Genomic DNA, 22,965 nt, shown 5'->3' with positions numbered 1-22,965 from the left:
AAAATTTAAATATATCTGCGTGATAAAAAGAGTAAAAACACTTTTTTTGACCTTTTTTATTAAAAGTACCTTCAGTATAATTCCAAGCTCGTTTTAACTAGCTAAAAGAGAATAAAAAATGAGTAAAATAAAATCTATCGCAGTGTATTGTGGTTCTAGTTTAGGGGCTTCACCTATTTATAAAGAACAAGCAATTATTTTTGCCAAAGAGCTGGTTAAACGTAATATTACCTTAATTTATGGTGGTGCAAGTGTCGGTATTATGGGAACACTCGCCGATACTGTATTAGCCGAAGGTGGAAAGGTAATTGGTGTTATTCCTACGCTGTTAGAAGGGCGTGAAATTTCACATAAAAATCTGACTGAACTACATGTTGTTGAAACAATGCATCAGCGTAAAAGCAAAATGATTGAATTAGCTGAAGGTTTTGTCGCTTTACCCGGTGGTTTTGGTACATTAGAAGAGTTTAGTGAAGTCTTTACATGGAGCCAAATTGGGTTACATCAAAAACCGTTAGGCATACTCAATATTAATCAGTTCTATTCTCCATTATTAATGATGATTGATAAAATGGCTGATGAACAATTCTTACATGAAAAATACCGGAATATGGCGATTGTGGAACAATGTCCTATTCAACTTTTAGATAAATTTGAAACGTACACCGCACCTCCTGTAAAAACCTACAACAAATAAAGGTAAAAAATGATAATAATAAGAAAAGCAATTTTGTCTGATGTAGAAGAAATTAATACGCTTTACACTTATTTATTTAATGAAATGGCGAATTTACAACCCGATCGATTAAAGCCGGGTAAGCAAGATGAAGCTTTTATTATTAATGGAATAAAAAATAATAAGTTTCATCTTTTAGTGGCAGATTTAGACGGTAAAGTAGTTGGATTTAGCATGGCGCAAATCCAAGAAACACCAATGTTTAACTGCTTAGTTCAGCGTAAATATGCTTATATTTATGATATTGTTGTTGCCCCTTCAGTACGTAGCCAAGGCGTAGGAAGTTTATTATTAACAGCAATGAAAGAGTGGGCTAAATTAGAGAAAATGACGCATCTTGAGTTATCTGTATTAGCTGAAAATGGTGCTGCTAAACGTTTTTACGAGCGTGAAGGATTAAAAGAAGTGAGCACAGTAATGGCGATTGCTTTATAGCAGGCTAAATTTACGTTAATTCTCATAGAATTAAGTGCATAGATAAAAATAAACCCGCTCAACGCGGGTTTATTAATTATATTATTCAGCTAAATTGTGGGTTTCCCCGCAATGATCGTACACAATACCCTGACATTTTCAACATCTTCTGCCGATATTTCAAACAAGTCTCTATCTAATACAATAAAATCGGCAAATTTTCCGACTTCTAGTGATCCAATTTGTCTATCCATATCCAATGCTTGAGCCGCGTTAATTGTGGCTGCACGTAGGACTTCAATTAATGTTAGGTTACGATCATTATCAAGGCGAGGGCTTACTGTATCTTTTTGGCGCGTCATCGCTACTTTAAAATCGTACCACTCGTTAAGTGGGTCAATCGGCCAATCGCTACCAAAAGCAACAGTAACGCCAGCATCAATAAACTTGCCAGCAGTCTCTAAATAGTTACAGCGAGATTTACCGAGCATTTCAATATCTTTCTCGATATTGCTCTGTTCTACAGCTGCCCATTGGAAGGAGATAAAAGGGGCGGTTTTTAGTTGTGCAAAACGTGCATAATCTTTTTCACACATCAATTCATTATGTGCCAGGCCCGGTCTTATGTCTTTTTCAGGTAAGGCTTTACGCATTTCACTAATAGCATCAAGTGCCGTGCTAATCGCTCCTTCAGCAACTGTATGAATATGAGGATGGTAACCCGCACGAGCAATTTCTGTGACTAACGGCGTTAATATATCAGGTGAGAAATAGAGATCACCAATATGCTCAGAAGCCTGCCAATGTGGCGTGTCATCCGTTCCTACATTAATGCGATAAGGTGAGTGTAAGCGTGCTGTCATAATCGGTGCTTGTAATACACCATCAAGGAAAAGTTTGATATGGCGGATCGCAACACTAGGTTGAGCTCCATCGCTGATTTGATGCCATTGTGAAAACCGAGTTGTAGCATGGTGTACAGCGTTTGGAATATCATCAACACAAGATACCTCATCTGGCGTGATTTCAACGGCATTCTCTACACGAAGAGTCAGTTCACCTGTTTTTCTTAATGTATTAAAGGCACGCAGTTGAGGCTCACCCACACGCGCATCCATAATGGTGGTTACCCCTTGTTCATTTAACAATGCTTGAACATGACGGGCTATTTGCAGGTTTTGTGCTTCCGTCAGTGGGGGCAAGTTATCCATGGCCTGCATTGCTGGGGCATCTTCAAGAATACCTATCGGGGTTCTGTCACCGTCGCGTTCAATATTCCCATCGGGAGGATCAGGCGTTTCAGCTGTAATATTCAATAATTCTAAAGCACGAGAGTTCGCTAAAGCACTATGACAATCACTGGAAAAAAGCAAAATAGGACGAGATGTGTGTAAAGTATCAAGGTGATAACGTGTCATTTGCACGCCTTCGGGTTGCATCCCTTCACGATACCACGCAGAGACTTTTAACCATTCGGTATCACTTTCAATCACGTTTTCATCAAGGTATTTTTGAATGCGCAATAAAATGTTATCAATAGAGAGTGATTGATAATCAAGATGACAACCCGCTAATGTTGCACCTCCCCAGAATGGGTGCATGTGTGCATCAATAATGCCCGGCATCCCCATTTTTCCCTGTAAATCAATCTGCTCAGTATTTTCATTACAGTAAGAAAGTAACCGTTCTTTTTTACCTGTCGCAATAATCATACCTTGAGCTATGGCGATAGCATCAACGAAATTATCATTATGATCAGCGGTATAGATTCGCCCGTTGTAATAAAGAGTATCTGCAATTTGAAATGTCATTCTTCTACCTTGTATTGCTTTTTTAGCACCTTGAGAGAGTGCTTAAATGAGTATCTGTGCTTATTGGGCATCCTGTTGCGTTTTGACGCGGGCGGTCATAGTAGAATTAAATCAGAGGGAATACTACAAGCTTATTACATTGATTTAACGAGAAATATGACTTGGAAAATAATTAAAATTATTAAAAAACAGATAAATACCATACTGTTTGAGAGGTGATAAGGTAAGTTTGAAAAAGTTAGACTTACCTTATCAAGAATATCAGAGGGGGGCGTTGTCTGGTAAATTGGCAGAACACACTTCACAATGCGGATTTTTAGGGAGTTTGAATTCACGAAATTGCATTCGCATTGCGTCAAACATTAATACTTTGCCATGCAAGTTTTCACCATAACCAGTGAGTAATTTTATCGCCTCAACGGCTTGTAAAGTACCCATTGTTCCTACAACAGGCGCCATGATGCCCGCTTCAACACAACTTAACGCATTATCACCAAAAAGGTGACTCAAACAGCGATAACAAGGCTCGTTATCTTGATAGGTGAATACACTGATTTGGCCTTCCATTCGAATAGCCGCGGCAGATACCAGCGGTTTTTTCTGGTGGAAGCAGAGTCGATTAAGTTGCTCGCGTACTGCCACATTATCCGTACAATCCATTACGATATTATGGTGGTGAATAAGTTCAGCTAAAGCCTCATCTTCCAGTAATGCATCAACGGTTTCTATTTTGACATGAGGATTAATCGCTTCTAATGTTGCTTTTGCAGATAACACTTTAGGCTGACCAATCGTTGTATCACGATGCAGAATTTGGCGTTGAAGATTAGAAAGTGAAACCGTATCAAAATCTAGTAAAGTTAATTGGCCTACACCTGCAGCAGTCAAATATTGAGATGCACTACAACCTAAGCCACCTGCTCCGACAATCAGTACAGAGGCACCTTTTAGCGCCTCTTGACCATCAAAATCGAAACCTCTTAATACAATTTGGCGATTGTAACGCAGTGTTTCTTCATCGGTTAATTCGATACTCATAAAGACTATTCACTTTTTAACAGGGAATTAAAGAGCTCAATAGTCACCGTATCGCCTGCGGCAACTTTACCGCGCTCACGCTCTAATACGATAAAGCAGTTAGCCTCACTAAAGGAGCTATAAACATGAGAACCTTGGTGGCCTGAAGTATCGACTTGCCATGCACCCTCAGCATTAATACTGGCTATACCTCGTTGAAAATCAAGACGACCCGCCGATTTTTTTAAAGGTGATTGCGCTATGGCTTGGAAACGCTGTGGCGCTTTCCAATGACTAAAGCCTGACAAGCGTGCGATTAAAGGTTGAACCAATTGATAGAACGTAACGGTTGCTGAGACAGGATTACCCGGTAAACCGCAGAACCAAGCATTGTGTAATCGACCAAAGGCAAAAGGTTTTCCAGGCTTAATGGCGAGCTTCCAAAAACCGATTTCACCAATTTCATCAAGAATTTGTTTGGTGTAATCAGCTTCGCCCACAGAAACGCCACCACTGCTGATCACTAAATCCGCTTCTTGGTCTGCTTTTTTAAAGGTTTCACGCAGTTTCTCAGGCGAATCAGGAATAACGCCTAAATCTAAAACTTCACAACCTAGTTTTTCAAGCATTAAGCGTACCGCAAAGCGGTTGGTATCATAAATTTGGCCCGCTTTTAATGGCTGGCCAATAGTTTGTAGTTCATCACCGGTTGAGAAAACAGCAACTTTTAAGCGTCGATAAACTTGTACAGTGGCGATCCCTAAAGAGGCAATTAACGGTAATTGTGCTGTTGAAAGCTTAGTGCCAGCCGGTAATACCCCTTCATTTTCTTTAATATCTTCACCAATACGGCGAATATTTTGACCTTTTTTAGCAGGGTGAGGAAAGCGAATACCACTTTCGGTTACTTCAGCTTCTTCTTGCATAATGACGGTATCAACACCCGAAGGAACCATTGCGCCAGTCATAATACGGACGCATTGTCCCGCTGGGAGCTCACCTTCAAAAGGAATACCCGCGAACGATTTTCCTGCCATAGGCAGTGACGTTTTAACGGTTAAGTCAGCATAACGAAGCCCGTAACCATCCATTGCTGAATTATCAAAAGGCGGAACATTCAGCGGAGACGTTATTGCTTCACTGAGAATATAGCCTGCTGCATTATTTAATGGGATGTTAAGGGTATCGGTAATTGCCAGCGGTTTTTCAAGTAGTTTTTCTAGCGCTTCATCAAGAGATAATAAACCGCTAACGTGACATTGACTCATTGCATACTCCAAGATCTATCGAAATGTTCTGTTTTATTTCATGATACTAATCTATCACGATGAACATCATCATGTCAGAGATCATCTTGTGAATAGAAAGAAATGAAACTTCTTGTCACAGAAATGTTATCTGTTTGAGGTTAATGTGTTGCTTGTTCTGTTATTAGTAAAGAGCACATTAAAATATATAAAACGATAAAACAAAATAATGGATATCAATGAATACTTCAAATCGCCAAAGCCATTCAGCGCAAGCCTTTCATATCGCGTTTAGTGGTTTTCTTGCTTTAGTGGTTGCTATGGGGATAGGGCGTTTTACCTTTACACCACAAGTACCGTTAATGATTGCAGAGTCTCAATTAACATTAACCAGTGCGGGTATTGTGGCGGCGTTTAATTACCTTGGTTATCTCGCCGGCTCTTATGATGCAATGAAAGCTGTTAAAGGCGTAGGATATCGTTTGTGGGCGGGGCTTTGGGGAGCCGTCATTATTACCCTATTATCTGCTTTTTTAAATGATGCATTTATGCATAGTATTGCTCGTTTTTTTATCGGGTGGGCAAGTGGTTGGACATTAGTGCTGGTGGCATCATGGGCAAATGAGTTACTGGCTCGGTTAAATCGTCCTGCATTAAGTGTGGCTGTTTATGCAGGAACTGGCGCAGGTATATTTATCAGCGGTATGCTTGCTGTGTTAATTATGAAATGGCAAATGAGTGCTATGACTGGCTGGCTTATTTATGGCTTACTTGCTTTTATTTGTGCAATATATGTCAGCTATCATCTTCCTAAACCTTGGACAATGAGCCGAGAAGAGGTAAACGTAGCCCCTTTAACGCTGACACCTGCGATGAAAAAGCTGATTTTGGGTTATACCTTTGCGGGTTTTGGTTATATTTTACCTGCAACATTTCTTTCTCAAATGGCAGCAGAGCGCTTTCCAGGAAGCTTAATTGCTCAATTCGTTTGGCCTGTTTTTGGCGCTTCTGCGGCATTGTGTATTGGGATCGCAATTTTAACGCGTAATGTATTAAACACACAGTTACGATTAGCTATTACGCTTTGGCTACAAGCGTTAGGTATTTTAATTGCAGAGTGGATACCGTCGATAACAGGGCTTGCCATTGGTGCATTTCTAATTGGTGGTGGCTTGATGTGTGCGGTACAACTCGCTTTTTTACGCGGGAAAGAGTTGGCACCTGACCATGGTCGTTATATGGCAGGTTTGCTCACTACTTTTTATGCAATTGGGCAATTAGTCGGTCCCGTTATTTCGTCATTTTCAACGGCAGTGACAGGGAAATTAGAACCAGCCCTTTATGTCGCTTTTATTGTGTTGATAATTGGTGGTTTTCTGGTGTGCTCAAAAGAAAAATAGCAGGCTTAAACTAAAAAAACTGCATACAAAAATGCAATAATTTCATAACGAAAAATGCGGTATCGCTGGATAATGTGATTCAGGTCATCTAAAGTGTAGACGTTGTCGCTAACAGCGAAACAGATACTTAATTAATGTGTTTATCGGAGAGTCCAATGTCATCATTAAGTAAAGAGGCGCAATGGGTACACGCTGCGTTGGTTGAGCGCGGTTTGGAAACGCCTCTTCGTGAGCCAAAGCTATCTCCAAGTGAGAGTAAACTGCAAATTGAACATCATATGACAGAAGTGATGAAGCTGTTAAACCTAGATTTAAGCGACGATAGCTTAGCTGAAACGCCTCGTCGTATTGCTAAAATGTATGTTGATGAGATTTTCTCAGGGCTGGATTATCACAACTTTCCCAAAATCACGCTAATTGAAAATAAAATGCAAGTTGATGAAATGGTGACAGTACGAGATATCACATTAACAAGTACATGTGAACACCATTTTGTCACGATTGATGGCAAAGCGATTGTGGCTTATATCCCGAAAGACAAAGTGATTGGGTTATCAAAAATTAATCGTATTGTGCAATTTTTTGCTCAACGCCCTCAAGTTCAAGAACGCTTAACACAACAAATTCTGATTGCATTACAAACGTTGCTTGGCACAAAAAATGTAGCGGTATCTATCGATGCGGTTCACTACTGTGTTAAAGCCCGTGGCATTCGTGATGCAACCAGTGCAACGACAACAACCTCATTGGGTGGACTATTTAAATCGAGCCAAAATACGCGTCAGGAATTTTTGCGCGCTGTTCGTCATCTTTGAGATTTTAAATAAATGAATGAATCGTCTCATCAACGTATTGAAGCACTCGATGCGTTGAGAGGAATGGCGATCCTTGGCATTTTATTGCTCAACATTTCAGGTTTTGCCTTATTAAGAGTTGCCTCATTCAACCCGTTACATTCGGGTGAGGCGACTTTTAGTGGTCGTCTAACATGGATGGCATTAAATCTTTTTGCTCAAGGTAAATTCCTCTTTATATTTGCACTTCTCTTTGGTGGTACGCTCTATTTATTATTACGCAAAGGAACGCGTTTTAATGTATCTCGATTAGTGGTGTTAGCGTTAATAGGGCTTATTCACACATTATTTATTTGGGAAGGTGATATCTTATTTCCCTATAGTGTGTGTGGTTTATTTGTTTTAGTTTTTATTAAATCGATGTCAATAAAACGCCAATTTATACTAGGTGCTGGGCTCTATATTATTGGCGCGTTCATTTTAGGTGCTCTGTTTTATTATTATCGCGACTTTATCGATACCGTTTGGTATAGCACGCCGTATTCTCAGCTTGTTGAATCAGACTGGAAAACAGGTCCTTACATGAATAGTGTCTATTATCGGCTAAATGAATTAAGTCTCTTTATTTTTAATTTGATACGTCAATATAGTTGGTTTTTATTCGGTGCAATGTTAATGGGCTCTGCATTAATGGCATCGGGGTGGTTACAACAGAAATTTAGTCGTGCTCATTATGGTTATGTGGCGTTCTATTTCCTCTCGACGAGTTTAAGCCTACAAACACTTATTGTGCTGGTGGATTACTATTCTGATTGGCATTACCGTTGGGCTGCTGTTGTTGCACAGCCTTTGACTATGCTTATTCAAGTAATACAAAGTTTAGGATATATCGCACTATTTTATTGGAGTTGGAATGCAATTCAACACTCCTATTTTGCCTATGCTTTACGTTGTATTGGGAAGATGGCGCTAACCACCTATTTAATGCAAAGCCTTCTGGGTATTATTTTATTCCAGCGAATGGGGTTATTTAACCAATTCACACTACCTGAGCTAATGCCGTTTGTTGCTGTTATTTGGGCAATCAATATCGCTTTTGCTGTAGTTTGGCTGCGCTATTTTCCACAAGGACCAATAGAGTGGAGTTGGCGTAAGTTATCAGCTAAATTAGCGCACTATATTTAGATTTAGCGCTTTTTATTGCGTTTTTTCGTTATCACTGAGAGGAAGTAATTCGACTTCCTCTGGTGAAACCGCAGGGTAAGCTTTAATGCCTTCGGGAATAGATTGTATTGCAGGAATTGTTTCTGGTGGACCTAAAAAACGAGGTTCGCGGTTTAAAATATAGACATCAATTATGGCTCCAGCTCTTGCAAACACTTCACGTACTCGTACTTTAAACATACTTTTAGGTGAGGCAACGGCAAAACACTGCGCATCAATACCTTTTTCAAGTGCGATAAAAACGGCTCGCTCACAGTGAAAACGCTGTGTGATAATGGTAAATCCATCGGTGCCAAAGACTTCTTTAGTACGCACAACGGAATCAAGTGTTCTGAATCCAGCAAAATCCATCACAATGCGAGAGGCAGGAATACCCGCCTTAATCAGATCTTTACGCATGGTATTCGGTTCATTATAGCTATGCTTTGCATTATCTCCGCTTAATAATAAATACTGAATTTTACCACTGTTATAGGCATTGACAGCACCTTGTATGCGATATTGGTAAAATTGATTAATGTAACCGCTGGTGTAGTACTTTGATGTACCCAGCACCATTCCTACTTTTTTAGCGGGTAAGGTATCAATATCTTCAAAGATATAAGAATTAGTTTTCCATCCGATCCAGCGATCGCAGGCAATCAAGGTGATAGCCAGCAAAATAAAGAGTGTAAGAAAGAGATAAACGAGGCGTTTTAGCATGTCCTTGCCTTAATGACGCATGACTTTAATAATACTTAAGGCTACTTGAGCCGAGAAATGGAAGCAAGAAAAAAGCACCTCATATTAAGTAATGAAGTGCTTTTCAGAATGGTACTTAGTGGTAAAAACTGACTTAGAACGAAGTTCTTTTATAAATACGGTACTCAGGTTGCCAGTAATTACGTTCAATAGCTTCTTCTAATGCAGAATCTGATGTGACGGTAGCTACGCCTTGAACTTGCGCTTCTTTAGCAACTTGTTTGGCAATATAACGTGAAACTTGTTGGATGTCAGACAGTGGTGGTAATAATGAACCATCACCCTCTTTTGCCATTGGTGAGCAATCTGCTAATGCACGGCTAGCGACCATTAACATGGCATCGGTTATACGTTTAGCACCACTTGCAATTGCACCTAGCCCAATACCAGGGAAGATATAAGAGTTGTTACATTGCGCAATTGGATACTCTTTATCTTTGTATTTAACGGGTGCAAATGGGCTACCTGTTGCCACTAAAGCTTGTCCATCAGTCCAGTTGATAATATCTTCAGGACGTGCTTCTACGCGGGACGTTGGATTAGATAATGGCATCACGATAGGGCGTTCACAATGCTTGTGCATTTCACGAATAATTTCTTCAGTGAACAATCCTGCTTGTCCTGAAACACCAATTAAAATAGTAGGTTTTGCGTTCTTAACCACTTCTAGCAGTGAGATTGCATCACTTTCTGTATTCCAATTAGCAATCGTTTCACTTTTTTGGATTAGCTTGCTTTGGAAATCAAGTAGGTTTGGCAGTTTATCAGTTAATAAGCCGAAACGGTCAACCATAAAGATGCGCTCGCGTGCTTGCTCATCACTTAAACCTTCAGATTTCATTTGGGCAATAATTTGCTCAGCAATCCCACAACCCGCAGAACCCGCACCTAAGAAAGTAACGGTTTGGTCTTTTAATTGGCGACCCGCGGCACGACTTGCTGCAATGAGACTACCTAAAGTAACAGATGCTGTACCTTGAATATCATCGTTAAAGCAACATAATTCATCACGATAACGGTTTAACAAAGGCATCGCATTTTTTTGCGCGAAATCTTCAAATTGCAGTAAAACATTTGGCCAGCGACGTTTAACCGCTTGAATAAATTCATCAACGAACTCGTTATATTCATCACCTGTGATACGAGGATGACGCCACCCCATATACAGTGGATCGTTTAAACGTTGTGGGTTATTCGTGCCGACATCAAGCACAACAGGTAGAGTATACGCTGGGCTAATGCCCCCACACGCGGTATATAAAGAGAGTTTACCAATAGGAATACCCATACCACCGATACCTTGGTCACCTAAACCAAGAATACGTTCGCCATCTGTCACAACAATCACTTTTACGTTCTGTTTAGTGGCGTTTTGTAGCATATCGTCGATATTGGCGCGGTTAGGATAAGAGATAAATAAACCGCGGGCACGACGATAAATATCGGAGAAATGTTCACACGCTTCACCCACTGTTGGTGTGTAAATGATAGGCATCATTTCAGTGAGGTGAGATTCCAATAAACGGTAAAACAGTGTTTCATTGGTGTCTTGAATATTTCTTAGGTAAATGTGTTTATCGTTATCGTTTTTGAAATCAAGATATTGGCGATAAGCGCGTTCAACCTGTTCTTCAATGGTTTCAACAGCTTCTGGCAGTAAACCATGTAAGTTAAAGGTGCTGCGTTCTTCTTCGCTGAAAGCACTACCTTTATTTAACAGGGGAAATTCAAGCAGGATTGGACCTGCATACGGGATGTAGAGAGGGCGTTTACTTTCGTGTTCCAGTTCCATGAAAAATACTCTTGTAAGGCAGTTAGTCACATGACAATAGTAGATCCTACAAAATAATAAAAATATGTACAGCTTATGTTATTTTTTTATGATTTTTATACTTAGAAATGAGAGATAGATACAGTTGTTACAACTTTTTATGGTAAGCATCAGCAAAATTTACATGCTGATGCTTTTTTAGGCGCGATTTTTAGAGGAATAAGTTAAAAATTTTTACAAAGTGATGCGCTGCATCTGGCGGCAACCTAAAGCCGTTAATGTCGCTTGAGTCGCATCCCATTGCGTTAAAATAGTCTCTGCTTTTTCAATTAATACCGCAGATTCAATTTCCATTACACTCTCACCCGCCATATTTAATAAAATCAATGCTGCTTGTAATGGCGGTAGGCTTGGGTTAAATGCGGCATTTTCAGCATAACTACCTTGGAAAATTTTACCGTCTTTCATTTGAACGGCAATACCGCTATGGGACTCACTATAAGGAGCATGGCTACGATTAGCCGCTTGTAAGGCTTGTTGTGCTAATTCACTTGGGTTATCAATTTTGTAACCGTGATTAACTTTATCCATCAATAACGTTGTGATATCCAGATCTTTTGGGCCAAAACTATCAGGTAAGTAATCACCTAATGTCGCCACTTTTCTACCGGGTAATTGAATTTGAATATGGGTGCCACTGTTGAGTTCGTTCATAAACTGGCGACAATGACCACAAGGTGTATAGTTAACCGTAATCGCGATTAAGCGAGATTCACCACGTAACCATGCGTGAGTGACCGCACTTTGTTCAGCATGAACGGTTTGTTGTAGTGGTGCGCCAGCAAATTCCATATTGGCACCAAAATAGAGATTACCACTTTCACCGCGGGCAACCGCACCCACTTTGAAATTAGAGATAGGGGCAACAGCACAAGTTGCGGCAACCGGTAAAAGTGCAAGGGCTAAGGCCTCATCATTACATTGTAACTGTGTTTTTATGGCATTGACCTGTTCTGCCGTGAACATTGCAGGAAAATCATCTTGCTCAAGATAAGGAGCAAGTGCGTGTTGTAACTGCGGGGGTAAATCTGACCAAATTGCCTGAAAACGAGTATGCATACATGAGTCTCCCATTAATCTTTCTGTATTATAAGATTCTAGGCATCTTTACCCATTCTTATATGTGATGAAAATCATATTTTCAATGAAACAATTGCAACAAATTCATTAATTGAGAGATGTATCTCAAATTTATAGTAAAAATCCCCGAAATAAAATGAATTAAATCGGGGATTTCAAAGGACAAGAAGAGTAAAAATTAAATTAGCTATAAAGATGCAAAATAATAGGGAAGATAAATGGTGCGGTAAGGGAAGTAATAATCCCGCAAGTCATTAATGCTAATGAGCTGTAAGCGCCTTCAATATAATCTACTTCAGCCGCTCTTGCGGTTCCCACTGCGTGAGAAACGGTTCCCATAGCTAAACCACGAGAGGCGTGGGTAGGAATACGCAATAGTTTAAAGAGCGAATGACCAAAAATGGCACCTAAAATACCTACTGCAATAACACATGCAGCACTGATTGCAGGAATACCCCCTATAGAGTCTGCGACAGCCATTGCGATAGGTGTTGTGACTGATTTGGGTAAGATTGATGCGGCAATTTCAGGTGTTGCTCCTGCCCATAAGGCAATCGCGGTACCGCTGACCATGGCGGCAATACTGCCAATAAAGCAAATACTGATCAGCGATTTCCACTGAGCACGAATTTGGTGTAGTTGTTGGTAAAGTGGGATCGCTAAAGCCACAACGGCAGGCTGTAATAAATCATTTAAAACACGACTCCCTGCAAAATAGTCTTCGTAAGGGACTTTCGCTATTAATAGAATAGGAATAATTACCACAATCGCGATTAAAAGTGGATTTAAAATAGGTAATTTAAATCGGGCAGCCAGTTTGCGTGCTAAGTAAAAAATAAAAATACTTAAAGGAAGTGACCACCAAATATTTATTAACATGGCTAACATTTTTTCTTCTCACTTAACGCATTATCGTCATCATCTTTTTCTTTTATTTCAACAATGTCATTAACTTGATCTGGTTTTGAACCCACGATAACACGCTCACGATGCACATAGTGCGAGCAATAAGCAACCAACGCCATCACACCAAAGGTACTTATTACACTGGCTAAAACGATAGGAAAAAGCTGCTGACTAAGTAAATCATAATAGTTCATTACGCCCACACCGATAGGGATAAAGAGTAACGACATATTTTTTAAGAGGATATTGGCACCGGGTTTAACCCAGCGTAAAGGAATAAGCTGGAAAGCGAGTAAACCAAAGAGAATAAGTAAGCCAACAATGCTACCTGGAACCGCGAAGGGTAGAAGGGCTGATATAAGATTACCCGCAAAAAGGCAAAGATAAAGTACCAAAAAAGATCGTAAATAATGCCAAAGTGTAATCTGCAATCGTGCCCGTTTAGATTTCATAAGTAAGTGTCCCAAATCAACTAACAGAATTATCATACACCGATTTTGAAAGTGTGCTATGGATCACAATAAAAAAAGAGCGGGGCTCTAATAGAACCCCGCCTTTTATTTATTTAGCAAATGAATTTTGGTTGCTATTTTACTTGCTGACCTGGTTTTGCCCCAGAATCTGGGCTGAGTAAGAAGATATCTTTATCGCCAGGGCCTGCTGCCATTACCATGCCTTCTGAAATACCAAAACGCATTTTACGAGGTGCTAAGTTTGCGACCATTACCGTCAAACGACCTTCTAACACTTTAGGATCTGGATATGCAGTACGAATACCAGAAAATACTTGGCGAGTCTCACCACCTAAATCCAACATTAATTTTAGCAGTTTGTCTGAGCCTTCAACAAAATCTGCTTGTTTAATTTCAGCGATACGCATGTCTATTTTTGCAAAATCATCAAACTTAATGGTGTCTTGAATAGGGTCATCCGCTAGTGGGCCTGTCACTTCTTTTACAGGTGCAATGGTACTTTTTGAGGCTTCAACCATTGCGTTAGCTTTATCCATTTCAATGCGGTTAAACAGCGCTTTGAATTTTGTGATATCTTGATTTAACAGCGGTTGAGCAAGAGCATCCCAAGTTAATTGGGTTTGTAAAAATGCTTCTGTACGCTCTGTCAGTGAAGGCAAAACAGGTTTCAGGTAAGTCATCAGCACGCGGAATAAGTTAATTCCCATGGTGCAGATAGCTTGTAACTGTGCATCTTGGCCTTCTTGTTTTGCCACTACCCACGGTGCTTTTTCATCAATATAACGGTTAGCTTCATCTGCTAATGCCATAATTTCACGAACCGCTTTACTAAATTCACGGTTTTCAAAAGATTGGGCTATGGTTTCTTGCATATCAACAAAGTGTTGATACAGCTTAGGATCATCTAAGGTGTCCGCTAATTTTCCATTAAAACGTTTACTGATAAAACCTGCGGTACGTGATGCAAGGTTAACCACTTTATTCACAATGTCACTGTTTACACGTTGAACAAAGTCTTCTAAGTTTAGATCAATATCGTCAATGCGAGATGAAAGTTTTGCTGCATAGTAATAACGCAAGCAATCGGCATCAAAATGATCAAGATAAGCACGCGCTGTAATAAAGGTGCCACGAGATTTTGACATCTTCGCACCATTTACGGTGACATAACCATGAACAAACAGGTTGGTTGGTTTACGGTATTCACTGCCTTCTAACATCGCAGGCCAGAATAAGCTGTGGAAATAGACAATATCTTTACCAATAAAGTGATAAAGATCTGTCTTGCTGTCTTTATTCCAAAACTCATCAAAACTTAAATCATCCCGTTTTTCACATAAGTTTAAAAATGAACTCATGTAGCCAATAGGAGCATCTAACCATACGTAAAAATATTTACCCGGTGCATCTGGAATTTCAAAGCCGAAATACGGTGAATCACGAGTAATATCCCACTGCTGTAAACCGCTATCGAACCACTCTTGCATTTTGTTCGCAACTTGCTCTTGCAGTGCGCCAGAACGTATCCATGCTTGTAACATGTTGCTAAATGCAGGTAAGTCAAAGAAGTAGTGTTCAGTTTCACGCATTACAGGGGTTGAGCCTGAAACAACAGATCGTGGATTAATTAATTCTGTTGGGCTGTAGGTGGAGCCACACACTTCACAGTTATCGCCATATTGGTCTTCGGCTTTACATTTAGGGCAAGTGCCTTTTACAAAGCGGTCAGGTAAGAACATCCCTTTTTCTTCATCATAAAGCTGAGAAATCGTTTTGCTTTTGATGTGACCATTTTTTTTCAGTGCCAGATAAATTTTTGTCGATAGCTCACGGCTCTCATCACTGTGTGTAGAGTGATAATTGTCGTAACTAATATTGAAACCAGCAAAATCCTGTTGATGTTCTTTGCTCATTTCTTCAATCATCGCTTCTGGGGTAATACCCAGTTGTTGTGCTTTCAGCATAATAGGTGTGCCGTGGGCATCGTCAGCGCAGATGAAATGAACTTCTTTGCCGCGCATTCGCTGATAACGGACCCAGATATCTGCCTGAATGTGCTCAAGGATATGACCGAGATGAATTGAACCGTTAGCATAAGGTAACGCGCAGGTTACCAATAATTTATTCGCGACGTGAGACATAGTAAGGATCTTACTTCCATAAAATTAATAAAAGGGTCTTTGATGGTAACCGATCCGTCTTGATGTCGCTAGGGCAATAATTGAGTTTTTGCAAGAGAAATTTCAGTTAGCAAATTGAGGTAAGGCATTATCGTAGTCATCTACTATCTGATATGATAGGTGTACTCATATATTTAATAAATAATGAAAACGAGAGGAGCCGGGATGAGTGAAAAATCCCCCGAGCAGACCACCCCTGAGATTCTGAATGAAAAAGTTTCAGGTGTCTTGTCTACTTTTGAACACCCGACATTGAAACGTAATCTGCTTTCTTTAAAAGCATTACATCAATGTGCAATGATTGACGATGTTCTTCATATCGAATTAGTCATGCCATTTGTTTGGAAAAAACCTTTCCAAGTGCTAATCGAAGAAAAAACAGCGGAACTTCGTCAGATCACTGGCGCAAGCGCCATCGAATGGAAACTCAAGCATAATATTTCTACTTTACGTCGTGCAAATGATCTGCCTGGTGTAAATGGTGTACGTAATATTCTTGCGGTCAGTTCTGGTAAAGGTGGTGTAGGTAAATCAAGTACAGCCGTTAACCTTGCTTTAGCACTCGCACAAGAAGGCGCTAAAGTCGGTATTCTGGATGCGGATATTTACGGGCCGTCTATTCCTAATATGTTGGGTACCACAATGGAGCGTCCAACGTCTCCTGATGGACAACATATGGCGCCAATTATGGCTTATGGTTTAGCGTCTAATTCTATTGGTTATTTAGTGACTGACGATAATGCAATGGTGTGGCGTGGCCCTATGGCAAGCAAAGCATTGATGCAGATGCTTCAAGATACGCTGTGGCCTGACTTGGATTATCTGGTTATCGATATGCCACCGGGAACAGGTGATATTCAATTAACCTTATCCCAAAATATCCCTGTAACTGCGGCGGTTGTAGTAACAACACCACAAGATATTGCGCTGGTGGATGCGATGAAAGGGATTGTCATGTTTAAAAAAGTCAATGTGCCTGTATTAGGTATTATTGAAAACATGAGTGCGCATATTTGCAGTAACTGTGGTCACCTTGAGCCTATTTTTGGGACAGGGGGAGCGGCGAAATTGGCAGAAAAATACCATTGTGAATTATTAGGCCAAGTACCTCTTCATATCTCGTTGCGTGAAGACTTAGACCGCGGGCAACCTACAGTGATGCGTGATCCTGAAGGCGAATTTACTGATATTTATCGCGAAATTGCGTCTACGGTTTCAGCACAAATGTATTGGGATGGCGATGCAATTCCAACGGAAATTTCTTTCCGCGCAGTGTAATTACAGTAAAATAATACGTTGAATTATTTACTGATTTAAATGGAGAGTCATTCGGCTTTCCATTTTTTACATGTGATTTCCGACTATTTTTGATAAAAAACAAATAGATTTCTGGTTTTACGCTGGAACCAGAGTGATTTCAAAACTATAATCTGCGCTAGCGTAATATTTACATATTATTACGTTATCCCTCTTTTTATTTCAAACCAGGTTTTTGATTATGGCTGACACAGCACATCAGTGCACAATTGTAGGTATCGCTGGAGCCTCTGCTTCGGGTAAAAGTCTTATTGCGAGTACGCTTTACCGTGAATTAAGAGCGCAAGTAGGTGATCATAATATCGGTGTGATACCAGAAGATTGTTATTATCGTGACCAAAGTGATTTAACGATGGAAGAACGATATAAGGTTAATTACGACCACCCTAATTCGATGGATCACTCTCTTTTATACCAACATTTGTGTGAACTAAAAGCAGGAAATGCCATCGAACTCCCCCAGTATGACTACGTAGCTCACACGCGCAAAACAGAATCCATTCCTTTTAAACCCAAAAAAGTTATTATTATTGAAGGTATCTTGTTATTAACAGATAAGCGCCTGCGTGAAGAGATGGATTTTTCTATCTTTGTTGATACCCCGTTAGATATTTGCTTAATGCGCAGAATTAAACGTGATGTAAATGAACGCGGGCGTAGCCTTGACTCAGTCATTGAACAATATAATAAAACCGTTCGTCCGATGTTCTTCCAGTTTATTGAACCTTCTAAACAATATGCCGATATTATTGTTCCAAGAGGGGGTAAAAACCGCGTTGCAATTGATATTTTGAAAGCAAAAATTGGGCAATTCTGCGAATAATAGGTTCATTTGTGGGCAGCTTTCATGCATGATGAAACTGCCTGTTTAATTTGAAAAAGGAAATAAAATGCGATTATGCGACCGTGATATTATTCAGTGGCTAGATGAGGGTAAATTAGTCATCGAACCCCGCCCGCCCGTCGAGCGAATTAACGGCGCAACAGCAGATGTTCGCTTAGGGAACCAATTCCGTGTTTTCCTAGGTCATACTGCACCTTATATTGATTTAAGTGGCCCTAAAGCCGAAGTGAATGCTGCGTTAGAACGTGTAATGAGTGATGAAATTGTTTTACCTGAAGGTGAAGCATTTTATTTACACCCAGGTGAATTAGCATTGGCGGTAACGCTGGAATCGGTCACATTACCTGATAATGTGGTGGGGTGGTTAGATGGACGCTCATCATTAGCACGCTTAGGTTTAATGGTACATGTGACGGCTCATCGCATTGATCCTGGTTGGCATGGGCAAATCGTATTAGAATTTTTTAATTCAGGTAAACTTCCTCTTGCATTAAGACCGGGTATGGTAATTGGTGCATTAAGTTTTGAACCAATGTCTGGCTCTGCTGATAGACCTTATAATCGTCGTCAAGATGCTAAATATAAAAATCAACAAGGTGCAGTAGGTAGTCGGATTAGTGAAGATTAACTATCTTTATAATCATCATTATCAGATTTCACTAAACGGGTAATTATATGAAAAGGTTTCTGACAACACTGGCTATTTTGCTTGTGGTTATTTTGGCAGGCTTAACAGCGTTAGTTCTACTCATTAACCCCAATGATTTCCGTGGATATCTCGTTGAGAGAGTCGAAAAACAAAGCGGTTATAAACTCACATTACAAGACGATATGCGTTGGCATGTTTGGCCAAAACTCAGCATCATCAGTGGTAAAATGTCATTGACGGCACCGGGTGCGGAAATGCCTTTAATTACGGCAGATAATATGCGTCTGGATGTTGAACTATTTCCGCTTTTCTCTCATCAACTTGAAGTAAAAGAAGTGATGCTTAAAGGTGCTGTTGTTCGTCAAACACCTGAAAGTAAAGCTATTCCTAAGATAGTACCGCCTTCTACGCCTAAAGAAACCTCTCATCCTGTTATTGAACCCAGAACTCATAGTTGGCAATTAAATATTGCTAAAGTGAAAATTTCAGACAGCTTAATCATTTGGCAAATGAAAGACGGTGAGCAACTTAATTTACGCGATATTAATTTGTCGTTGAAAACCGATGATAAAAAACAAGTTAATCTTGAGATGAGCACGAAAGTGAATCGTGATCGTCGTGAGGTCACGTTGAATGTTATCGCTAATGCGGATATGAATACATATCCTTATCAAATTAACGGGAATATTACGCAGTTAGATTATGCTTTATTAGGAATAGGGATCCCTGAAAATGGCATCGCAGGAAGTTTAACCTCAGATTTTACGATTAGAAATGAAGGTGTTAGACGAATTTCCTTTGATAATTTAAATCTCACAGCTAATGACAGCCAATTACACGGTAATGTCAGTGCGGAGTTCGCCAATAAAACACGTTATCAGGTTGATTTAACCGGTGAGCAATTAAATTTAAATACCTTGTTGCCAGAGTTAGCTGAAGCTAAAACGGCAGAAACGGTATTATTGAAGCCGATGACGGATAATACATCATCATTTTCATTATTTAATACCGCACACGCTGCACCTGCACCAAATGCCACTATTATGGCAAAACCCATTATTACTTCAGTGGCCGTCGAAAATAAAGAATATGATTTAACTCACTGGGGTGATGTCGAATTTACGTTGAAGCTAGCGTTAAATAAGCTTCTGTATAAAGAATTAGAAATTAATAATTTTAAAATTGAAGCGTTAAATAATCCTCACTCGCTAAACATTCAAACATTAACAGGGCAAATTCTTAACGGTGATTTTTCACTTCCTACTGTAATTTCAACAGGTATTGTGCCAGCACATATCAGTATGGATATTACAATGAACAATATCCCGTTACAGCCACTATTACGTGTTTTTAATCAGCCAGAGAATTTCAGTGGATTGATTTCAGCGAAAGGAAATTTGGAAGGTGCTGGGTATAACCGAAATGCCTTTTTTAACCACTGGCAGGGTAAACTTGATACCTCATTAACTCAATTTAAAATGCAAGGGTTAAATGTGCCTCAGGTTATTCAGCAATCAGTGGCTCAGGCTACAGATAAAGTTGTTTATCCCGAAGATATTGAAAGTTTTACTCAAGCCGATAATGTGATTGCCCAATTTAAATTAGCCCCTAAAGGGCAAGTTACTGTTAATGCGTTAGATGCTCAGGCAGAGGCTTATCAAATTAAAGGGCAGGGTAAAGTTAACCTTCAACGTCATGATTTGGATGTGGTGTTGTTGGTCAATATTAAAAAAGGCTGGGGTAAAGAAAATGAGTTAATTCGCCAGCTTGCTAAAATTGATATTCCGTTAAGGCTTTATGGTGATTGGAATGCGGTTCAATATGAGTTTAACGTTGAAAAATTACTGCGTGATCAATTACAGCAAAAAGCGAAGCAAGCTATCGATAACTGGCTTAATAAGCAAGATGCTGATAGCCCAGAAGTCAAAGCATTGAATCAGTTATTGAAGAAAATCTAATCTCACAAATTTTAACTTCATCACACTCTGAATAAAAGCACACTATTTTGATAATCGTGTGCTTTTTGCTTTATATCTATCATTTAATTTATGTTTTGAATGAAAAGTAAGCATTTGTGCTATGCCTATGTAAAAAAATAGTCGTTTTTTTTGATATATGTCATACACTGCAACGTTGCCTTTGGGCAGAGTGTGTCAATCGCACTAAACGCAAAAATGATGATAAAAATAAAAAACTTCATTTTATAAATAACTATTTTTAGACAGGAAATATAAATGATCGAAATTCTTATCGGCGCCTTCGTTGCTGTAGGTGTTGGACGTTATATTGTAAAAGGCTATTCACCAACGGGTGTTTTAATGACGGGTGGTCTGTTATTACTGATCATCAGTGTTATTATGGGAAGGGCTGTTTTACCACCAAGCGCAGCCGCAACAGGGTATGGTTTAATTGATATCGTTGAGTATGTGAAAAATCTACTAATGAGCCGTGGTGGCGATTTAGGTATGATGATCATGATACTGTGTGGCTTTGCCGCTTATATGACGCATATTGGTGCCAACGATGTGGTGGTAAAATTAGCATCACGTCCATTAAAAATGATTAACTCACCTTATCTTCTGATGGTTGCGGCTTACATTGTGGCATGTTTGATGTCACTGGCGGTTTCATCAGCAACAGGTTTAGGGGTGTTGTTAATGGCAACGCTATTCCCTGTTATGGTGAATATGGGAATTAGTCGCGGTGCCGCTGCTGCAATTTGCGCATCTCCAGCTTCTATTATTTTAGCGCCAACGTCGGGTGATGTTATTTTAGCCGCTGAAGCTTCTCAAATGTCGCTCATTGATTTTGCCTTTAAAACCACATTACCTATCTCTATTGCTGCAATTATTGGTATGTGTATTGCCCACTTCTTCTGGCAGCGTTATCTTGACCGTAAAGAGCATATCGAAACAGAAATGTTAGATGTGAATGAAATTAAAACTCACGCACCCAGTTTCTATGCGATTTTACCTTTCACACCTATTATCGGTGTTTTAGTTTTTGATGGTAAATGGTTACCAGAGCTTCATATTGTTGCCATTATTATCATTTGTATGATTTTAGCGGCTATTATCGAATTTATTCGCAGCTTCAGTGCAAAACAGGTTTTTGAAGGCTTAGAAGTTGCTTATCGCGGTATGGCAGATGCATTTGCTCAAGTTGTTATGTTATTAGTCGCTGCAGGGGTATTTGCTCAAGGCTTAACGACCGTTGGCTTTATTAATGCGTTAATTGAAGGGGCTCAGTCATTAGGCTCAGGTGCGATTGTTATGATGATTGCTCTGGTATTAATTACCATGTTAGCTGCAATGACCACAGGCTCTGGTAACGCACCATTTTACGCTTTCGTTGAATTAATTCCTCGCTTAGCCAGCAACATGGGTGTTAACCCTGCTTATTTAACTATTCCTATGTTACAAGCTTCAAACTTAGGCCGTACATTATCACCCGTTTCTGGTGTGGTAGTGGCAGTATCGGGTATGGCAAAAATTTCACCGTTTGAAGTGATGAAGCGTGTTTCTGTTCCTGTATTAGTGGGTCTGGTTATTGTTATTGTTGCGACTGAAATTCTTGTACCCAGTACTTTAGGTTAATTATTAACTTATTGAAATAAAATTAATTTTATCTAATTTGCTTTTATTTTTATTGACGGGTTTTGTTATCAATTAACAAAGCCCGTTTTTTTATTGGATAAAATTAAAAAGCCACCTTAATGTTTTCACATAGCATGCATATATAGATAAATAATTATAATGTTTTTTGTGGTTTACACATATCTGGAGTAATTAGATATATTTATGTTGTGAGTTCTCTATATCCAATTAAATTTCATTTCAAATATTCTATTAATATCCTTCATCTCATCAAAGTTAGATTATTTTTATGTAACTAACTGTATTTAAATAAAGTATTATTTTTTGGTAATTATTCGTAAAAAATGAGCTATAAATACATTACCAATATAAATAAGAATAACTACTTATTTATTCCTATTTTTTTACTATTAAATCACATTTAAAAATAAATATGTTTAATTTAATTTATCTATCATGATATGTTTGGCTTAATTTATTGGTGGTATTGTTTAAATATGCTGTTTTATTGGCTAAAAATGATGCTGTGGATAATAAATTGGCATTACGCCTTATGTGCTTTGGTTTACGGCAAAGGGCGGTAGCGTGTTTTATGGTGATCAATTAAATACATAAAAAAGAGAATGTAAAAATGGAGAATATGGCTAGGTTTAATGGACACAATCGCTATCATCTTACTGTACAAGGGTGTGATGTTTTACTTGA

19 protein-coding genes are annotated in these 22,965 nt (G+C 39.3%); 10 read left to right on the top strand and 9 right to left on the bottom strand.

All coding sequences use genetic code 11. From position 1 onward, the window contains the following. Window positions 1-118: 118 nt before the first annotated feature. Complete coding sequence (locus tag INT04_RS14455) at window positions 119-697, top strand: TIGR00730 family Rossman fold protein (RefSeq protein WP_193016800.1); 579 nt, start codon at window positions 119-121, stop codon at window positions 695-697. A 9-nt stretch (window positions 698-706) separates the two neighbouring features. Next, window positions 707-1,171: a GNAT family N-acetyltransferase gene (locus INT04_RS14450; protein WP_193016799.1), complete on the top strand. Its 465-nt coding sequence runs from the start codon at window positions 707-709 to the stop codon at window positions 1,169-1,171. Between the two features lie 89 nt (window positions 1,172-1,260). Here the strand turns inward: INT04_RS14450 and INT04_RS14445 are convergent, their stop codons facing one another. From INT04_RS14445 to moeA, 3 genes are all read right to left on the bottom strand, one after another. Beyond that, window positions 1,261-2,961: an amidohydrolase gene (locus tag INT04_RS14445; protein WP_193016798.1), complete on the bottom strand. Its 1,701-nt coding sequence runs from the start codon at window positions 2,959-2,961 to the stop codon at window positions 1,261-1,263. 261 nt (window positions 2,962-3,222) lie between these two features. Next, entirely contained in the window at window positions 3,223-3,999 is a 777-nt protein-coding gene (gene moeB / locus INT04_RS14440; protein WP_193016797.1) for a molybdopterin-synthase adenylyltransferase MoeB, read from the bottom strand. 5 nt (window positions 4,000-4,004) lie between these two features. After that, complete coding sequence (gene moeA, locus INT04_RS14435; protein ID WP_193016796.1) at window positions 4,005-5,246, bottom strand: molybdopterin molybdotransferase MoeA; 1,242 nt, start codon at window positions 5,244-5,246, stop codon at window positions 4,005-4,007. Window positions 5,247-5,464: 218 nt separating this feature from the next. Between moeA and INT04_RS14430 the strand changes: the two genes are divergently transcribed. The 3 genes from INT04_RS14430 to yeiB all read left to right on the top strand — a co-directional run bounded on the left by INT04_RS14430 (window position 5,465) and on the right by yeiB (window position 8,604). Further along, entirely contained in the window at window positions 5,465-6,625 is a 1,161-nt protein-coding gene (locus INT04_RS14430) for a YbfB/YjiJ family MFS transporter (RefSeq protein ID WP_193016795.1), read from the top strand. Between the two features lie 155 nt (window positions 6,626-6,780). Continuing rightward, window positions 6,781-7,440: a GTP cyclohydrolase I FolE gene (gene folE, locus INT04_RS14425; protein ID WP_193016794.1), complete on the top strand. Its 660-nt coding sequence runs from the start codon at window positions 6,781-6,783 to the stop codon at window positions 7,438-7,440. A gap of 12 nt (window positions 7,441-7,452) precedes the next feature. Then, window positions 7,453-8,604: a DUF418 domain-containing protein YeiB gene (gene yeiB, locus INT04_RS14420; protein ID WP_193016793.1), complete on the top strand. Its 1,152-nt coding sequence runs from the start codon at window positions 7,453-7,455 to the stop codon at window positions 8,602-8,604. Between the two features lie 12 nt (window positions 8,605-8,616). Here the strand turns inward: yeiB and sanA are convergent, their stop codons facing one another. From sanA to metG, 6 genes are all read right to left on the bottom strand, one after another. Next, window positions 8,617-9,345 (bottom strand): outer membrane permeability protein SanA, encoded by a 729-nt coding sequence (gene sanA / locus INT04_RS14415; RefSeq protein ID WP_193016792.1) that lies wholly within the window; start codon window positions 9,343-9,345, stop codon window positions 8,617-8,619. 133 nt (window positions 9,346-9,478) lie between these two features. Next, window positions 9,479-11,176 (bottom strand): NAD-dependent malic enzyme, encoded by a 1,698-nt coding sequence (locus INT04_RS14410; RefSeq protein WP_193016791.1) that lies wholly within the window; start codon window positions 11,174-11,176, stop codon window positions 9,479-9,481. Window positions 11,177-11,389: 213 nt separating this feature from the next. Continuing rightward, window positions 11,390-12,274 (bottom strand): cytidine deaminase, encoded by an 885-nt coding sequence (cdd, locus tag INT04_RS14405; protein ID WP_193016790.1) that lies wholly within the window; start codon window positions 12,272-12,274, stop codon window positions 11,390-11,392. Window positions 12,275-12,478: 204 nt separating this feature from the next. Beyond that, the gene (locus INT04_RS14400) at window positions 12,479-13,174 is read right to left on the bottom strand and encodes a CidB/LrgB family autolysis modulator (protein WP_193016848.1); all 696 of its coding nucleotides are present in this window, start codon (window positions 13,172-13,174) and stop codon (window positions 12,479-12,481) included. Window positions 13,175-13,176: 2 nt separating this feature from the next. Continuing rightward, a complete protein-coding gene (locus INT04_RS14395; protein WP_193016789.1) occupies window positions 13,177-13,653 on the bottom strand; it encodes a CidA/LrgA family protein in 477 nt (158 codons plus the stop codon). A 134-nt stretch (window positions 13,654-13,787) separates the two neighbouring features. Next, the gene (gene metG, locus INT04_RS14390; RefSeq protein WP_193016788.1) at window positions 13,788-15,815 is read right to left on the bottom strand and encodes a methionine--tRNA ligase; all 2,028 of its coding nucleotides are present in this window, start codon (window positions 15,813-15,815) and stop codon (window positions 13,788-13,790) included. A 204-nt stretch (window positions 15,816-16,019) separates the two neighbouring features. Between metG and apbC the strand changes: the two genes are divergently transcribed. The 5 genes from apbC (at window position 16,020) to dcuC (ending at window position 22,260) form a co-directional block, all read left to right on the top strand. Then, complete coding sequence (apbC, locus tag INT04_RS14385) at window positions 16,020-17,132, top strand: iron-sulfur cluster carrier protein ApbC (protein WP_193016787.1); 1,113 nt, start codon at window positions 16,020-16,022, stop codon at window positions 17,130-17,132. Window positions 17,133-17,352: 220 nt separating this feature from the next. Next, a complete protein-coding gene (gene udk / locus INT04_RS14380; RefSeq protein ID WP_193016786.1) occupies window positions 17,353-17,994 on the top strand; it encodes a uridine kinase in 642 nt (213 codons plus the stop codon). Window positions 17,995-18,061: 67 nt separating this feature from the next. Then, window positions 18,062-18,643, top strand: a complete 582-nt coding sequence (gene dcd / locus INT04_RS14375) for a dCTP deaminase (protein WP_193016785.1) — start codon at window positions 18,062-18,064, stop codon at window positions 18,641-18,643. Window positions 18,644-18,690: 47 nt separating this feature from the next. Next, entirely contained in the window at window positions 18,691-20,622 is a 1,932-nt protein-coding gene (gene asmA / locus INT04_RS14370; protein ID WP_193016784.1) for an outer membrane assembly protein AsmA, read from the top strand. Window positions 20,623-20,898: 276 nt separating this feature from the next. Then, the gene (gene dcuC / locus INT04_RS14365; RefSeq protein WP_193016783.1) at window positions 20,899-22,260 is read left to right on the top strand and encodes an anaerobic C4-dicarboxylate transporter DcuC; all 1,362 of its coding nucleotides are present in this window, start codon (window positions 20,899-20,901) and stop codon (window positions 22,258-22,260) included. The last annotated feature ends 705 nt before the right edge of the window (window positions 22,261-22,965 follow it).

The sequence above is a fragment of the Proteus sp. FME41 genome, from assembly GCF_014897315.1.
Classification (GTDB): domain Bacteria; phylum Pseudomonadota; class Gammaproteobacteria; order Enterobacterales; family Enterobacteriaceae; genus Proteus.
This window is presented reverse-complemented; position numbering and strand designations above follow the sequence as displayed.